The following is a 15,699-nucleotide window of genomic DNA, read 5'->3' as shown; positions in this document are numbered from 1 at the left end:
ACCATGACCGCAGTCCTCGAAGGCCGCCCCACCGGTAACGTGACGGTGGAGGCCGGCGACGTTGCCGGCGTCCGCGGTACCGACACCGCACAGTACGTCCTTACGCTTGCGTGCCCGGAGCGCCCCGGAATCGTCCGGGCCATCACCGCATTCCTCGCTGACCGCGGCTTCGACATTGTTGAACACCAGCAGTTCGATGACCACATCAGCGGCAAGCTCTACCTGCGCACGGCCTTCACTCCGGGAGACAAGGAAGTTTCCGCGGAAGGCCTCAGCGCGGAGTTCGCCGCCGTCGCCGATGAGTTCGGCATGGAATTCGCCATCCACGACGGCCGCCCCCAGCGCCTGCTGGTGATGGTTTCAAAGTTCGGCCACTGCCTCAACGACCTCATTTTCCGCTGGCGCGCCGGCAGCCTGGGTGCGGAGATCGCCGTCGTGGTGTCCAACCACGAGGACCTTCGCCCCATGGCGGAGGCCGCGGGGCTGCCCTTCATCCACGTCCCGGTAACGGCCGCTACCAAGCCCGAAGCTGAAGCGCGCCTGCTGGAACTGGTGGAGGAGTACAACGCCGACCTCGTGGTCCTGGCCCGCTACATGCAGGTCCTGTCCAATGACCTATGCGCCAGCCTCCGCGGCCGGGCCATCAACATCCACCATTCGTTCCTGCCAGGCTTCAAGGGTGCCAAGCCGTACCACCAGGCCTATGACCGCGGCGTGAAGCTCATCGGAGCCACGGCGCACTACGTCACCGCAGACCTGGACGAAGGCCCGATCATCGAGCAGGAAGTGTTCCGGGTGGACCACAGCCTGGACCCGAACGCACTGGTCACGGTAGGCAGGGACGCCGAATCCCAGGCGCTGTCCCGGGCAGTCAAGTGGCACTCCCAGCACCGGGTGCTGCTCAACAACACCCGCACCGTCGTCTTCCGCTAACGCCAACGCCCGCCACGCAAAACAGGAGAAACAACACCCATGAGTGCATCACCACGCGTTGTCATTATCGGCGCCGGCATTGTCGGAACGAACCTTGCCGACGAACTCGCCACCCGCGGCTGGACCAACATCACGGTGGTGGAACAGGGCCCGCTGGAACTTGCCGGCGGCTCCACGTCGCACGCGCCGGGCCTGGTGTTCCAGAACAACCCGTCACGGACCATGACCGAATTCGCCACCTACACGATTAACAAGCTGCTGGCACTGAGCAAGGACGGCCAGTCCTGCTTCAACCAGGTGGGCGGCCTGGAACTGGCAACCACCCCCGAGCGCCTGGCCGACCTCACGCGCAAGATGGGCGTGATGACCTCCTGGGGCGTCGAAAGCCGGATCGTCGATGCCGACGAATGCGAAAAGATCTACCCCCTCCTGAACACCGGCAAGCTCACCGGCGGCCGCGAAGTCCTGGGCGGCCTGCTCATCCCCACCGACGGCCTGGCCCTGGCCGCCCGCGCCGTGCAGCTGCTGATCGAGCGCTCCAGCGAGCGTGGCGTAACCTTCCTCGGCTCTACTACGGTGACCGGCATCGCCCAGGAGGACGGCAAGGTGACCGGTGTCGAAACCGATAACGGGCTGATCCCGGCGGACATCGTGGTGTCATGCGCAGGTTTCTGGGGCCGTGAACTCGGCAAGATGGTGGGCCTGGAAGTCCCGCTGCTGCCGCTGGGCCACCAGTACGCCGTCAGCACCCCGCTGCCCGAACTTGAGGGCGTCAACGAGCTTCCCAAGGGTGCGAGCAAGCCCATCCTGCGCTACCAGGACAAGGACCTGTACTACCGCGAATGGGGAGACCGCATCGGTATCGGAAGCTACGCCCACCGTCCCATGCCGGTGGATATGTCCGCCCTGCCAAAGGTTTCCGCAGAGGAAATGTCGGACCACCGCATGCCCTCCCGCCTGGATTTCACCCTGGAAGACTTCCTGCCCGCTTGGGAGGACAGCCAGGACCTGCTGCCGGCGCTGCGCAACTCCGCGATCGAGGACGGGTTCAACGGCATTTTCTCCTTCACCCCCGACGGCGGCCCGCTCATGGGCGAGGCGCCCGACCTCGAAGGCCTGTTCGTGGCCGAAGCCGTCTGGGTCACGCACTCAGCCGGCGTGGCCAAGGCAATGGCGGAGCTGCTGGTGGAAGGCCGGTCCCGCACGGACCTGCACGGCTGCGAGCTGACCCGCTTCGAGAAGGTACAGACGTCCGACGCGTACGTCAGCGAGACGTCCCAGCAGAACTTCGTGGAAATTTACGACGTCATGCACCCGCTGCAGCCCAGGGAATCCCCGCGGGACCTGCGCGTCAGCCCGTTCAACGTCCGGCAGAAGGAGCTGGGGGCGTTCTTCCTGGAGTCAGCCGGCTGGGAGCGGCCGCACTGGTTCGAGGCCAACCGCGGCCTGCTCGAGCAGCTGCCGGAGGAATGGCAAACGCCGGAGCGTGACGAGTGGTCAGCCATGTTCTCGTCCCCCATCTCGGCGGCCGAGGCGTGGAAGACGCGTACCGCCGTCGGACTTTTCGACATGACGCCACTGAAGAGGCTCTCCGTGGTGGGCCCGGGCGCGCAGGCGCTACTGCACCGGCTCAGCACGGGCAACATTGCCAAGAAGCCGGGTGCCGTGACGTACTGCCTGCTGCTGGAGCACGACGGCGGCATTCGCAGTGATGTGACTGTCGCACGGCTGGCGGAGGAAGACTTCCAGCTGGGCGTCAACAGCAACGTGGACTTCGATTACCTGCGGGTGGAGGCGCGGAAGCAGTCCGCCGCCGATCCCTCTCAGTGGGTGCATGTTTCGGACATCACCGGCAGCACTTGCTGCATCGGGCTGTGGGGGCCGCTGGCCCGCGAGGTGATCGGCAAGGTCAGCTCCGACGACCTGACCAACGACGGCCTGAAGTACTTCCGGACCAAGGAAATCTCCGTGGGCGGCATCCCGGTCACGGCCATGCGGCTCTCCTACGTGGGCGAGCTCGGCTGGGAGCTCTACACCACCGCCGAGTACGGCCTGAAGCTGTGGGACCTATTGTTCGAGGCCGGCCGGGAGCACGGCATCATCGCCGCCGGCCGTGGCGCGTTCAACAGCATGCGCCTTGAGAAGGGCTACCGGCTGTGGGGCACAGACATGACGTCGGAGCACCACCCGTACGAGTCCGGCCTGGGCTTCTCCGTGGCCAAGGACAAGACGGGCTTCGTGGGTGCTGAGGCCCTGGCGGCCCGCAAGGAGCAGCCGGCCACGCGTGCGCTGCGGTGCCTGACGGTCGACGACGGCACGTCCCTCGTGCTGGGCAAGGAACCGGTGTACGTGAACGGCTCAGCCGCCGGGTACGTTACGAGCGCTGCCTACGGCTACTCGGTGCGCAAGCCGATCGCCTACGCCTGGCTGCCGGCTTCGGTGACCGAGGGCGACTCGGTTGAGGTGGAGTACTTCGGGAAGCGCATCGCCGCCACCGTCACGCCTGAACCCCTCTTCGACCCGGGCATGGAGCGCCTCCGCGGCTAACCTAACCCGGTGGCTGAGCCCGCCCCGAACCGGTGGTCGAGCTTCTCGAAACCCCGGTGGTTGAGCCTGTCGAAACCCCGGTGGTTGAGCCCGTCCCGAACCGGTGGTTGAGCTTGTCGAAACCCGGTGGTTGAGGCTGGGGAGCGAAACCTCTTGTCGAAAACCGGGGTCCCCGAACAGGGGACCTCGGTTTTCACATGTGCCCCCGGAATGTCGTACCCCCTTGTCATGATGGGTTCATGGGGAAAGCGGCGGTGGCTAAGGCGTTTGAGGACATCAAGGCCGCTCTTGCTGTGCTCAATGCCGAGGTGGATGAGTGTGGTTCGGAGCCGTTCTCGGATGCTGATCCGCTGGCCGGACTGGCTGATGGGTCCCTGGACATTCTTGCCGGGGCGCGGGTGGTGGAGGCGGGGTTCGCGGGCCTGAAGGCCCGGGCTGCGGTGACGTATGCGGACACTGCCCAAGCTGTTGCGGGGCCGGATGTCCCGGTGCAGGCGCAGGAAATGGCCGTCGCCGCGGAGATCGGCGCCCTCCTGGCCCTCGGTTCTCGGGCAGCGGGTGCGTTCCTGGCCGCATCGCACGCCCTGTGCAAGGAGTTGCCGCCCACCCTTTCGGCGTTGCAGTCCGGGACGATTACCTGGCAGCACGCCCTGGCCATGGTTGATGAAACGGCCACCCTTGACCCCGCCGGCGCGGCGGCCCTGGAAGCGTATTTCCTGGATCCGGATGTGAACAGGCCGCCCGCGGCTGCGCCGATCGGGGAGATGCCGGCGTACCGGTTCAAAGCCAAGGCCAGGAACTGGCGGGAACGGCACCATGCCGAGTCCATCGAAAAGCGCCATGCCAAGGGCATCGCCGACCGGCGGGTCGAGTACCGGCCGGACCAGGACGGCATGGCCTGGCTCTCGGCCTACCTGCCTGCCCACCATGCCTTGGCGGGCTGGAACCGGCTCACGGCCATCGCCCGGGGGATGCAGGGACCGGACGAGCCCCGTACCCTCACTCACTTGAAGGCCGACAACTTCGCCGAGGCGATTCTTGGCACCGGCAACCACTCCGGGTGTGCCGGTGCAGGTGGCAGCGACGGAACCCTAACTCTGCCCGGCAACGGCATCGATGCGGAAACCGGCCCCGATGCGGCGGCTGGCCCATTATCGGGGATCCGGGCGCAGGTGCTGGTCACCGTGCCGGTATTCTCCCTCCTGGGATTAACGGACGAGCCAGCAATGCTGGACGGGTATGGTCCGATCCCGCCGTCGATGGCGCGCAAACTCGTAGAAGGCGGCGCCTCCTCGTTCTACCGGGTGCTCGTTGATCCGAGGGACGGGGCGCCACTGGAGATCGGCCGGACAAAGTACCGGATCAGTCAAGCCATGCGGAACTGGCTTAGGTTGCGGGATGGCAAATGCCCCTTTCCGGGATGCAGCAACAATTCGCTCGACAACGAAGCCGACCACATCCTCGCCTGGCATCAAGGTGGCACCACCGGGATATCGAATCTGGGACAGCCCTGCCCCAGACATCACCGGCTACGGCATACCAGCGGCTGGAAACCCACCCCGGCCACCAAAACCGCACCACCCGGCTGGACCTCACCCACCGGCAGGCACTACAAAAGCGAACACCAAGACTGGGAACCACCACACTGGCCAGGGCGACGACAGTCAGCGATCGGTGATCCGCCGGACTTTGTCTACATCGGGATCTCCCCAGGCGAAGAAAGCCTGGAGCGGTTCCTGCACGCCCCACCCGCCTGACTCACGGGGTTTCGACAGGCTCAACCACCGGGTGCTGCTCTACTATCCAGCCGCGGCCGGCTCCAGCTCCTCCGCAGCCACCGCATCAGCGGTTTCCGCCACGTGTGGCGTGAACCTGACGAACATGGCCTTGAAGCCCGGGGTGTTGGACTCCCGCGCCACGTTTTCCTTGTGGACCAGGGCGTTGGCTTCGGGGAAGTATGCGGCGGCGCAGCCCTTCGCGGTGGGGTAGGCCACCAGGCGGAACTTGTCCGCTCTCCGGTCGTGCCCACGGAAGGTACTGACCACGTCCACGAGATCGCGGTCTTCGAATCCGAGCTCGGCCAGGTCTTCAGGGTGGATGAGGATCACCCGGCGGCCGCCGGAGATGCCCCGGTACCGGTCGTCCAGGCCGTAGTAGGTGGTGTTGTACTGGTCGTGGCTGCGGATGGTCTGGAGCACCAGGTGCCCGTCCGGCGGCGTCAGATACTCAAGGGGGCTGACTGTGAAGCGGCCGCGGCCAATATCCGTTTTGAATGACCGGGTGTCGCGCGGCGGGTTGGGCAGCACGAACCCGTTTTTGGTACGGACGCGGGTGTTGAAGTCTTCGAAGCCGGGCAGGACACGGGCGATGTGGTCGCGGATCACGTCGTAGTCCTCGGCCATGCCCTTCCAGTCCACTGAGTGGTCCGGTCCGAACGTCGCCTCAGCCATCCGCGCCACGATCACGGGCTCCGCGAGCAGGTGCTCGGAGACCGGCGTGAGCCTGCCCTGCGTGGAGTGCACCACGGACATGGAGTCCTCTACGGACAGGAACTGGGCGCCCTTGGGGTGCTTGTCGTCTTTGTCCGTCCGGCCCAGGGTGGGCAGGATCAGCGAGGTGCGGCCGTGGACGATGTGGGAGCGGTTGGGCTTGGTGGAGATGTGCACGGTCAGGCCGATCCGCTGCATCCCGGCTTCCAGGGTTTCGGTGTCCGAGCACGCGAGGGAGAAGTTGCCGCCCATGGACACAAAAACGTCCACTTCGTCGCGTTCGAACGCTTCCATGGCTTCGACGGCGTCGTGGCCGTGGTGCCGCGGGGACTGGATCCCAAACTCCCTGTCCAGCGCTTCGAGCAGCCATTCCTTGGGTTTCTCCCAGATGCCCATGGTCCGGTCGCCCTGGACGTTCGAGTGCCCGCGGACCGGGCACGCGCCGGCGCCGGGCTTGCCGAAGTTGCCCTGCAGCAGCAGGACGTTGACCATTTCCTTGATGGTGTCCACCGAGTGCGGCTGCTGCGTCACGCCCAAGGCCCAACAGAAGATGGACGCCTTTGACTTGATCAGCATCCCGGCAACAGTCTCGATCTGGGCCCGGGTGAGGCCGGTAGCCTTTTCCGTCTCGGCCCAGTCCAGCCTGGCGCGCGCCGCGCGGTAGGCCTCGAACCCGTCCGTCTGCGCCTCCACAAAGGAACGGTCGACGACGGTCCCCGGGTTCTGTTCCTCGGCTTCCAGAAGCAGGTGGCCCAGCGCCTGGAACAGGGCCAGGTCCCCGCCCACCTTGATCTGCAGGTATTCGTCAGCCAGCGGGGTGCCGCCGCCTACGACACCCGAAACGGTCTGCGGGTCTTTGAAGTTGAACAGCCCGGCCTCGGGCAGCGGATTCACCGCCACCACCTTGCCGCCCTTGTCCTTGCATTCCTTCAGGGCGGACAGCATGCGGGGATGGTTGGTGCCGGGGTTCTGCCCCACCACAAAGATCAGTTCGGCGTCGTGGATGTCATCCAGCGAGACGGTGCCCTTGCCGATGCCGATGGTGGGGTTCAGTGCTGAACCTGAGGACTCGTGGCACATGTTCGAGCAGTCCGGCAAATTGTTGGTGCCCAGGGCCCGGGCGAACAGCTGGTACATAAACGCTGTCTCGTTCGCGGTCCGGCCTGAAGTGTAGAAAACGCACCGGTCAGCCGTTGTTGCCCGCACATGTTCGCCGATCAGTTCGAAAGCCTCGGCCCAGGAGATCGGCGAATAGTGGGTTTCACCCGCCCGGATCACCACCGGTTCGCTGAGCCGGCCCTGGTTGCCCAGCCAGTACTCGGTCTTGGTGGAGAGCTCGGCGATGGAGTGCTGCGCCCAGAACTCAGCGCCAACGGTGCGGAGGGTGTTCTCCTCCGCCACAGCCTTGGCACCGTTCTCGCAGAACTCGGCCGCCTTCCGCTTCTTGTCCGACTCCGGCCAGGCGCAGCCCGGGCAGTCGAACCCGCCCCGCTGGTTCAGCCGCAGCAGCGACTGGGCCGTCCGGGTCACCCCGGCCTGCGCCACCGCGCGTTCCAGCGCCACCATCACAGCCTTAACACCGGCCGCCTCGGTTTTGGGCTTGTGGACGGAGAGCTCGTCCTCGTTGATGTCCGCGACAGGTGCGGGCTGCTTACCGAACTTCATCGTTCCAACTTCCTTACCGGCAACTACGTGTTGCTTTTTGAATCCAACGCCAGCGAAGGCGCGCCAGGCTTTCCTGTCGCGCCCCGCCGGCACTGTTGTTTGAATTCGTGACTACTGCGGAACCTTCGCCAGGGTTTCCTGCTCTGCGGCGATGGTGGTGTCGTCGCCGTGGCCGGTGCGGACCACCGTTTCGGCCGGGAGCGCGAGCAGCCGTCCGCGGATAGAGGTGAGGATGGTGGGGTAGTCGCTGTAGGAACGCCCCGTCGCACCCGGCCCGCCGTTGAAGAGCGTGTCCCCGGTGAACACCGTTCCTTCGCTCTCGAGGTAGAAGCACGTGGAGCCGGGGGAGTGGCCCGGTGTATGGATGGCCTTGAGTGTCGCCCCGGCCACCTCAAAGACGTCGCCGTCGTGCAGTTCATGGTCCGGCTTTGCATCCGGGTAGACCTGCTCCCAGAGGACAAGGTCTTCCGGGTTCAGGTAGATCGGTGCGCCGACGGCGTTCGAGACCTCGCGTGCGGCGCCGATGTGGTCGTTGTGCGCGTGGGTCAGCAGGATGGCGAGGACCTTCCGGCTACCGACCTGCCGGATGATCGCGGTGGCGTCATGCGGGGAGTCGATGATCACGCACTCCTCGTCATTGCCCACGATCCAGACGTTGTTGTCCACGTCCCAGGTGCCGCCGTCGAGCGAAAACGTCCCCGAGGTGACCAGGTTTTCGATCCGGACACTCATGCGGTAGCTCCCGCTGCGTGCAGTTCAACAACCGAGCGGAGGACCTTGCCCTCGTGCATCTTCTCGAAAGCTTCCTCCACCTGCTCGATGCTGATGCGCTCCGAGACAAAGGCGTCCAGGTCCAGGTTGCCCTGCTTGTAGTGCTGGACAAGCATGGGGAAGTCGCGGGACGGCAGGCAGTCGCCGTACCAGGAGGACTTCAGCGACCCGCCGCGGCCGAAGACGTCCAGCAGGGGCAGTTCCAGCGTCATGTCCGGCGTCGGGACGCCTACCAGGACCACGCGGCCGGCGAGGTCGCGGGCGTAGAAGGCCTGCTTGTAGGTTTCGGGACGTCCGACGGCGTCAATCACCACATCCGCCCCGTTGCCTCCGGTGAGGGCGCGGATTGCCTCGACAGCGTCTTCCTGCCGGGAGTTCACGCCATGGGTGGCGCCCAGCGACTTTGCCATCTCGATCTTGTTCTCGTCGATGTCCACGGCGATGATCGTCGTCGCGCCGGCAAGCTTCGCACCGGCGATCGCGGCGATGCCCACACCGCCGCAGCCGATCACGGCCACCGACTCGCCACGCTTGACCTCACCGGTGTTGATGGCGGCACCGATGCCGGCCATTATGCCGCAACCCAGCAGCCCGACGGCGGCTGCGTCCACTTCGGGGTCGACCTTGGTGCACTGTCCTGCGGCCACCAGGGTCTTTTCGGCGAAGGCGCCGATGCCCAGGGCAGGCGAGAGCTCAGTGCCGTCCTCCAGGGTCATCTTCTGGGTGGCGTTGGCGGTGTTGAAACAGTATTGCGGCTGGCCCTTCGCGCACGCCCGGCACTGCCCGCACACGGCACGCCAGTTCAGGATCACCCGGTCACCCGGGGCTACTTCCGTGACGCCGGGGCCCACGGCGCTGACCACTCCGGTGGCCTCGTGGCCAAGCAGGTACGGGAAGTCATCGCCGATGCCGCCCTGCTTGTAGTGCAGATCGGTGTGGCAAACGCCGCAGGTCAGGATATCCACCAGCGCCTCACCGGGGCCGGGATCCGGCACCAGGATGGTCTCCAACGACACCGGGGCATTCTTCTCCCTGGCAATGACTGCTTGAACTTTATGCACCATTCGCTGGTGTTCCTTTCATCGGTCCCGGGACTTTGGGCGGCGCTCCTTAGCGGTCCACAGCCAACCCGTGTTCTACGTTCTCATACCGCAGATCCAAGCACAGGCAGCGGATACTTCGTTCGCCCTCTATTGCGTATTACACAACGGAACTCACATGACGCGTACTCGAAATATGTCAGCCGTCACACGGGGTGTCAATAGAAATGCCAAGTGCTACGTCCGGCCAGTGGAGCCTCCTGCACCGGTTGAGTTTGCTGAATGCAACCTGAGTTCTTCTACTGCAACGCCAGCCGCAATTCCCGAGCAATCCAAGGCGCACGCCTCGGGCTGACCCGCATGGTCAGATTCGGACCGATCCTCATCAGCAGTAACCATTGACTGTGGTCCCCATCACGCTTAGTCTATTGCAACAGCGTTGCGCTGAATGCAACCACAACAACTTTGGTGGATACATGAGTAACGAAACTTCCTCCGCGGCCCGCGCCCAAGGCCATCGTTCGGAGCTGCAAGGCCTGAATTCCGCTGACACTGCCGTCAGCAAGGAAACGCGCCGCCGGGTTATCGCGGCCAGCTTCATTGGAAACTTTGTCGAATGGTTCGACTACGCCGTTTACGGCTACCTGGCCGTCACCATCGCGGCAGTCTTTTTCCCTGAGTCAGATCCGCAGGCCGGGCTCCTACTGACCTTTGCCCTGTTTGCAGTCTCGTTCCTGGTGCGCCCGCTCGGTGGCTTTGTGTGGGGGCACATCGGAGACCGGGTAGGCAGGCGGACCGCCCTCTCACTGTCCATCCTGATCATGTCCGGGGCCACGTTCTGCATTGCCCTCATCCCCGGATATGCCACGATCGGACTCTGGGCTCCCGTCCTGCTCCTGATCGTCAGGGTGGTCCAGGGCTTCTCCGCCTCCGGTGAATATGCGGGTGCGTCTGCCTTCCTGGTGGAGTACGCACCGGCCAACCGGCGCGGCCTGTATGCCGCCGTCGTTCCCGCCAGCACGGCGGCCGGACTGCTCCTCGGTTCGCTGCTCGCCGGCCTTCTGACTACCCTGCTCAGTTCCGAAGCGATGCACGGCTGGGGCTGGCGGCTGCCTTTCCTGCTGGCCGCCCCGATGGGCCTGATCGGCCGGTATATCCGGACGAAGCTCGAAGACACGCCGGTGTTCCGGGAATTGGAGGCCGACGACCACGCTGTCAAGGCGCCTGTCTCCAACCTCTTCCGGAACCACTGGCGGCAGCTGCTCCAGGCCGTCGGGGCCGTGCTGCTCAACGCCGTCGGCTTCTACGTGATCCTCAGCTACATGCCCACCTACTTGTCCTCCGAGCTTGGCCTGGGTGCCACCGAATCATTCCTTGCCACCACTGTGGCCCTGGTCACTTACATCGGCTTCATCTTCCTGACCGGCATGCTCTCGGACCGGTACGGCCGCAAGAAGGTACTGCTCGCCGCTTCCATCAGCTTCATTCTGCTGACCGTGCCGGCGTTCGCCCTGCTCGGAACGGGCAACTTCCTGGTGATCGTCCTGGTCCAGATCCTGCTCGGAGCCATGCTCACCCTCAATGACGGCACCCTGCCCAGTTTCCTGGCGGAGATGTTCCCCACCAGGGTCCGCTACAGCGGCTTCGCGGTCAGCTTCAACCTCTCCAACGCCCTGTTCGGGGGAACTGCCCCGTTTATGGCAACCCTCCTGATAGCAGCCACAGCCAGCGACCTGGCGCCGGCCTGGTACCTCGTCGCTGCCGCCGTGGTTTCCCTGGTTGCCGTCGCTCTGTCCAGGGAAACCTGCAAAGAGCCCCTGCGCCACGAATAGCTTCCCTCCCAAACCACCCGTACAAAAAGAAAGGCATCACCACGATGACCATCACCACCGAGAACGCAACGTCCGTCGCCGAACTGGAGCGCCTGAAGGTCCTCAAGAACGGTGAAAAGGTCAGCCTCACCTTCTCTGATGCCGAGTTCGAGCGCCGCCTCGCCGGTCTCCGCCGCATCATGGTTGAGAAGGACCTGGACGCCGTTGTCCTCACCAGCTACCACTCGATCAAGTACTACTCCGACTTCCTCTTCACCTACTTCGGCCGGTCCTACGCCATGGTGGTCACCAAGGATGACACCGTGACCGTCACCGCCAACATCGACGCCGGAATGCCATGGCGCCGAAGCTTCGGCGACAACATCGTCTACACCGACTGGCGCCGGGATAACTACATCTTCGCGATTCAGGAAGTCCTGCGCACCCGGGGCGTCAACGTTCGCCGGCTCGGCGTCGAAGACGACTCCCTGCCGCTGGACAACCGCAACAAGATCCAGGCAGCATTCCCGTCCGCAGCCCTCGTGGACGTCGCGCAGGCCGCGATGCGCCAGCGCATGATCAAGTCCGCCGAGGAAATCGAAGTGATCAAGCACGGTGCACGCATTGGCGACCTGGGTGGCGAGGCCATCCGCAGCGCCATCACCGCGGGCATCACCGAATACGAGGTGGCCCTGATCGGCACCGAGGCCATGGTTCATGAGATTGCCCGGACCTTCCCCAACTCCGAGATCCGCGACACCTGGGTTTGGTTCCAGTCCGGCCTCAACACCGACGGGGCGCACAACTGGGCCACCACCCGCAGGATCCAGGAGCACGACATCCTGTCCCTGAACTGCTTCCCCATGACCTCCGGCTACTACACCGCCCTCGAACGCACCCTGTTCTACGGCGAACCCGACGCCCGCTCCCTGCAGTTGTGGAACATCAACGTCGAGGTGCACAAGCGCGGCCTGGAACTGATCAAGCCCGGCGCCGTCTGCAAGGACATCGCCGCCGAACTGAACGAGATCTACGTCAGCCACGGTCTGCTGGCCAACCGCACCTTCGGTTACGGGCACTCCTTCGGCGTCCTGAGCCACTACTACGGCCGCGAGGCCGGGCTTGAACTCCGAGAGGATATCGACACCGTGCTGGAACCCGGCATGGTGGTCTCCATGGAGCCGATGATCACCGTCCTCGATGGCCAGCCGGGCGCCGGTGGCTACCGCGAGCACGACATCCTGGTGGTCGGTGAAGACGGCGCCGAGAACATCACCAAGTTCCCGTTCGGCCCCGAGTACAACATCATCGGCGCCTGACCGCGGCAGTACCCATAGCCGAAGCGGCGCCGGCGCCGCGCCGGCGCCGCTTTCGGCCTCACTAGGGAATGATGGTCTACATCATGAGCACAACAGAATCCGAGACCACAGGCACCGGCGACACCAAAGGCGCTTCCGTCATCGTCAACGCGGTGGCCGTCCTGCGGACCTTCACGGCCAATGAACCCCTCCTCGGGGTCACCGAGATCGCCAACCGCGTAGGGCTGCACAAAAGCACCGTCTCCAGGATCCTGGCCACCTTCGAACAGGAACACCTGGTGGAACGCGACGCCGAAACCCGCCGGTTCCGGCTGGGACTCGGGCTGATTGCCGTGGCAGGACCCCTGCTGGCAGAGCTGGAGGAGCGCCGTGTTGCCTACCCTGTTCTCCGCGAGCTGTCCGAACAGACCGGCGAAACCAGTGCCCTGATGGTGTGGAGCGGCGACGAATCAATTTGCGTGGAGCAGATCGCCAGCCACCACCAGATCAAGCACACCACACCGCTGGGCGCCCGTTACAGCGACGCCTTCAGTGCTTCAGTCCAGGTCTTCCTCGCCCAGGAACCCGAACTCCGCGCCCGTTCCCTCCTCAGCAGCGGCGCCATCACGTACCCCGGCCTGGATGAACCTAGCATGGACGCCTACCTTGTCAGGCTGAAGGACGACGCCCGGCGCGGCTGGGCCATCAACTACGGCGAAACCTCCATCGACGAAGTGGGGCTGGCGGCACCTGTCTATGACCATCGCGGGGAGGTGGTGGCCGCCGTGCTGATCCCGGCACCGCGGTTCCGGGTGTCGCAGGACCGCCTGCAGGCGCTCGGCGAATCCTGCGCCGCCGCGGCAGCGAAGGTAACCGCCCGCCTGGGCGGTACCGGCAAGAAATAGAAAGCGCCTGCCCAGGTTTTACACACACGCGGAGTTCTGCAGTCAATTTCACCCAAAGGCTTGAAGCTTCAAGTGATCAGGCGTAAGCTTGGTTGAAGATTCAATCAACCTTGAGGGAATCAACATGACCGCTACTCTTGACCACCATGTCTCCAGCCTTGCCGACGCCGACCGCCATTGGAACCAGGTAACGGCACAGAGCAAGGTAACAGCGCAGAACAAGGTAATGGCACAGAGCAGCGTGACAGTCCGGAGCCAGGTCACGGTGCCGCTTCGCTTCGACGACGGCTTCACTGTCGCTGCCGACGTCCTTACCTTCCAGGGACTGGCGGATGGCAAAGAACACCTGCTGCTCGCGCTGGGTGAATGGGAACAGGCGCTGCTGCAGCAGGGTTCCGGGAGCCCGGCACCCCTGGTCCGCCTTCACAGCGAATGCCTGACGGGCGATGTCTTTGGCAGTGAACGCTGTGACTGCGGTCCCCAGCTGCGGGAAGGTGTCGAAGCGGTTGCAGCCACCGGCGGGTTCCTTCTCTACCTCCGCCAGGAGGGCCGGGGAATCGGCCTGTACGCCAAACTGGATGCCTACGCGCTCCAGGACACCGGCATGGATACCTACTAAGCCAACGTTGCCTTGGGGCATGGCGGAGGATGAACGGGACTACACAGCTGCTGCCCAGATGCTCTCCGCCCTGGGCGCGAACTCCATCCGCCTGCTGAGCAACAACCCGGACAAGGCCGCGCAACTCACCGCCCACGGCATCAGCGTCAGCGAGCAGGTCCCCACCGGAGTGCACCTCTCGGCCGCAAACCACCGGTACCTGGCGGCCAAGCGGGACCATACCTCCCACACGTTGAACCTGCCAGCCTGAACCGCTGCCTCAAAGTCCCGGACAGGACACGAAATGACAATCTTTCTTGACGACGTCGCAGTGGATGCAGCGCCCGCCATTGACGCCGGCCTCCGCGCCCTTAGCGAGGCATACGCCACCTCAACCCAGGTGCTCGTGGAGGCAGTGCCGCCGTCGCACATCCCAACTCACGACGAAATGCTCGCCCGCGTGGATGCCCTCATTCCCCGGCTGCGGGAGCGGGCGGATGAGACGGAACGCCTTCGGCGCATCCCCGGCAGCACCATGGCTGAGCTGAAGGAAGCGGGCATGTTCAAGATCCTTGCGCCCAAGGGTGTGGGCGGATACAGCATGGGCCTGGAAACCTACGTCGAGGTGGTGCGCCGGCTCGCGCTGGGCTGCCCCTCCACTGCCTGGAACGTGGGCCACCTGATCGAGCATGTCTGGATGCTCGCACGCTGGCCCCAGGCGGCCCAGGATGAAGTCTTCGCCGCGGGCCCCGCCCCTCTGGCCGCTGCCACCGGCGCGCCGCCCGGTGCCGCCGAAAAGGTGCCCGGCGGCTTCCGCATCACCGGCCGTTGGAGCTTCGCCTCAGGCGTACTGCACTCACAATGGGCACTGCTGGCGGTAGAACATAACGGGCCCGGCCACAACAAAGTACGCCTGCAGTGCCTTGTTCCCATCGGGGACGTCGAGGTGCTGGACACCTGGCACACGGCCGGCCTCAGGGGGACCGGGAGCAATGACATCCACGCCGACGGCCTGTTTGTGCCCGCCTACAGAGCCCTGGAATGGCCGCTGCTGGCAGCCCCGGACAATCCCGGAAGCCGAATCCACCCGGACCCGCTTATCCATACGCCCATGGCCACCCTTCTGAACATCGTTGCGCCATCCACCGCCCTGGGGGCCGCCGAACATGCCCTGGAACTTTTCCGTGAACAGATGCTGAAGCGCAAGGTCAAAAACACGGCGGAGAACCGGCAGGCTGATTCGCCCCTGGCCCAGGCGCGGTTTGCGCAGGCCTACGGCCTGGTCACTACCGCGCGGCTGCATTGGGCAGAAGCGGTGCGGCTCGTGGCGGAGTCCCACCGGCGCCGGCATGGGGCCGCGTCAGTCAAAGGAATGGCAGAGGAGGAAAGGGCCCAATACCGGTTGTCCTTTGCCCTGAGCGGCGAGGCATCCGCGCAGGCCGTCTCCATGATCATGGCGGGCTCCGGCGGCAGCGCACACCGGCTTTCGCATCCCCTTCAACGGATCCAGCGCGATGTGGGCGTCCTGCTCAACCATCCAACGCTGGCCACCGACCCCATCCTTGAGCAGGCGGGCCGCGGCCTCCTCGGCCTGGGCCTGACCGTCCCCAGCTTCTAGCCGGGGGCAGCCCACGTAGACTTG

The 15,699-nt window shown here is 65.0% G+C and carries 12 protein-coding genes; 9 read left to right on the top strand and 3 right to left on the bottom strand.

Annotated features, from left to right (window positions below):
- The first annotated feature begins 3 nt into the window (after window positions 1-3).
- The 3 genes from purU to QF047_RS19495 all read left to right on the top strand — a co-directional run bounded on the left by purU (window position 4) and on the right by QF047_RS19495 (window position 5,237).
- Window positions 4-933: a formyltetrahydrofolate deformylase gene (gene purU / locus QF047_RS19505; RefSeq protein ID WP_307280476.1), complete on the top strand. Its 930-nt coding sequence runs from the start codon at window positions 4-6 to the stop codon at window positions 931-933.
- Window positions 934-972: 39 nt separating this feature from the next.
- On the top strand, window positions 973-3,480 hold the full coding sequence (locus QF047_RS19500) for an FAD-dependent oxidoreductase (RefSeq protein ID WP_307280473.1): 2,508 nt from the start codon (window positions 973-975) through the stop codon (window positions 3,478-3,480).
- A gap of 239 nt (window positions 3,481-3,719) precedes the next feature.
- A complete protein-coding gene (locus tag QF047_RS19495; protein ID WP_307280471.1) occupies window positions 3,720-5,237 on the top strand; it encodes an HNH endonuclease signature motif containing protein in 1,518 nt (505 codons plus the stop codon).
- 42 nt (window positions 5,238-5,279) lie between these two features.
- On the opposite strand, the gene QF047_RS19490 is transcribed toward QF047_RS19495, so the two are convergent.
- The 3 genes from QF047_RS19490 to QF047_RS19480 all read right to left on the bottom strand — a co-directional run bounded on the left by QF047_RS19490 (window position 5,280) and on the right by QF047_RS19480 (window position 9,469).
- Window positions 5,280-7,634 (bottom strand): FdhF/YdeP family oxidoreductase, encoded by a 2,355-nt coding sequence (locus QF047_RS19490; protein WP_307280469.1) that lies wholly within the window; start codon window positions 7,632-7,634, stop codon window positions 5,280-5,282.
- Between the two features lie 111 nt (window positions 7,635-7,745).
- Entirely contained in the window at window positions 7,746-8,366 is a 621-nt protein-coding gene (locus tag QF047_RS19485; RefSeq protein ID WP_307280466.1) for an MBL fold metallo-hydrolase, read from the bottom strand.
- Window positions 8,363-9,469 (bottom strand): S-(hydroxymethyl)mycothiol dehydrogenase, encoded by a 1,107-nt coding sequence (locus QF047_RS19480; protein WP_307280463.1) that lies wholly within the window; start codon window positions 9,467-9,469, stop codon window positions 8,363-8,365. Before QF047_RS19480 ends, QF047_RS19485 begins: the two co-directional genes overlap by 4 nt.
- Window positions 9,470-9,921: 452 nt before the next feature.
- Between QF047_RS19480 and QF047_RS19475 the strand changes: the two genes are divergently transcribed.
- The 6 genes from QF047_RS19475 (at window position 9,922) to QF047_RS19450 (ending at window position 15,675) form a co-directional block, all read left to right on the top strand.
- The gene (locus tag QF047_RS19475; protein WP_307280461.1) at window positions 9,922-11,277 is read left to right on the top strand and encodes an MFS transporter; all 1,356 of its coding nucleotides are present in this window, start codon (window positions 9,922-9,924) and stop codon (window positions 11,275-11,277) included.
- A gap of 44 nt (window positions 11,278-11,321) precedes the next feature.
- The gene (locus QF047_RS19470; protein ID WP_307280460.1) at window positions 11,322-12,575 is read left to right on the top strand and encodes an aminopeptidase P family protein; all 1,254 of its coding nucleotides are present in this window, start codon (window positions 11,322-11,324) and stop codon (window positions 12,573-12,575) included.
- Between the two features lie 83 nt (window positions 12,576-12,658).
- Window positions 12,659-13,459: an IclR family transcriptional regulator gene (locus QF047_RS19465; protein WP_307280457.1), complete on the top strand. Its 801-nt coding sequence runs from the start codon at window positions 12,659-12,661 to the stop codon at window positions 13,457-13,459.
- 124 nt (window positions 13,460-13,583) lie between these two features.
- The gene (ribA, locus tag QF047_RS19460) at window positions 13,584-14,078 is read left to right on the top strand and encodes a GTP cyclohydrolase II RibA (protein ID WP_307280455.1); all 495 of its coding nucleotides are present in this window, start codon (window positions 13,584-13,586) and stop codon (window positions 14,076-14,078) included.
- Between the two features lie 19 nt (window positions 14,079-14,097).
- Entirely contained in the window at window positions 14,098-14,328 is a 231-nt protein-coding gene (locus tag QF047_RS19455; RefSeq protein WP_307280452.1) for a hypothetical protein, read from the top strand.
- Between the two features lie 33 nt (window positions 14,329-14,361).
- The gene (locus QF047_RS19450) at window positions 14,362-15,675 is read left to right on the top strand and encodes an acyl-CoA dehydrogenase family protein (protein ID WP_307280450.1); all 1,314 of its coding nucleotides are present in this window, start codon (window positions 14,362-14,364) and stop codon (window positions 15,673-15,675) included.
- Window positions 15,676-15,699 lie beyond the last annotated feature (24 nt).

Source organism: Arthrobacter sp. W4I7 (assembly GCF_030816215.1).
GTDB classification, from domain to species: Bacteria; Actinomycetota; Actinomycetes; order Actinomycetales; family Micrococcaceae; genus Arthrobacter; species Arthrobacter siccitolerans_A.
The sequence above is the reverse complement of the archived record's forward strand: the minus strand, read 5'-3'. Positions and strand labels throughout refer to the sequence as shown.

Excerpts from the sequence above, each read along its gene's own strand:
- purU (WP_307280476.1), top strand. The coding sequence starts at position 4 with ATGACCGCAGTCCTCGAAGGCCGCCCCACCGGTAACGTGACGGTGGAG.
- QF047_RS19500 (WP_307280473.1), top strand. The coding sequence starts at position 973 with ATGAGTGCATCACCACGCGTTGTCATTATCGGCGCCGGCATTGTCGGA.
- QF047_RS19495 (WP_307280471.1), top strand. The coding sequence starts at position 3,720 with ATGGGGAAAGCGGCGGTGGCTAAGGCGTTTGAGGACATCAAGGCCGCT.
- QF047_RS19490 (WP_307280469.1), bottom strand. The coding sequence starts at position 7,634 with ATGAAGTTCGGTAAGCAGCCCGCACCTGTCGCGGACATCAACGAGGAC.
- QF047_RS19485 (WP_307280466.1), bottom strand. The coding sequence starts at position 8,366 with ATGAGTGTCCGGATCGAAAACCTGGTCACCTCGGGGACGTTTTCGCTC.
- QF047_RS19480 (WP_307280463.1), bottom strand. The coding sequence starts at position 9,469 with ATGGTGCATAAAGTTCAAGCAGTCATTGCCAGGGAGAAGAATGCCCCG.
- QF047_RS19475 (WP_307280461.1), top strand. The coding sequence starts at position 9,922 with ATGAGTAACGAAACTTCCTCCGCGGCCCGCGCCCAAGGCCATCGTTCG.
- QF047_RS19470 (WP_307280460.1), top strand. The coding sequence starts at position 11,322 with ATGACCATCACCACCGAGAACGCAACGTCCGTCGCCGAACTGGAGCGC.
- QF047_RS19465 (WP_307280457.1), top strand. The coding sequence starts at position 12,659 with ATGAGCACAACAGAATCCGAGACCACAGGCACCGGCGACACCAAAGGC.
- ribA (WP_307280455.1), top strand. The coding sequence starts at position 13,584 with ATGACCGCTACTCTTGACCACCATGTCTCCAGCCTTGCCGACGCCGAC.
- QF047_RS19455 (WP_307280452.1), top strand. The coding sequence starts at position 14,098 with ATGGCGGAGGATGAACGGGACTACACAGCTGCTGCCCAGATGCTCTCC.
- QF047_RS19450 (WP_307280450.1), top strand. The coding sequence starts at position 14,362 with ATGACAATCTTTCTTGACGACGTCGCAGTGGATGCAGCGCCCGCCATT.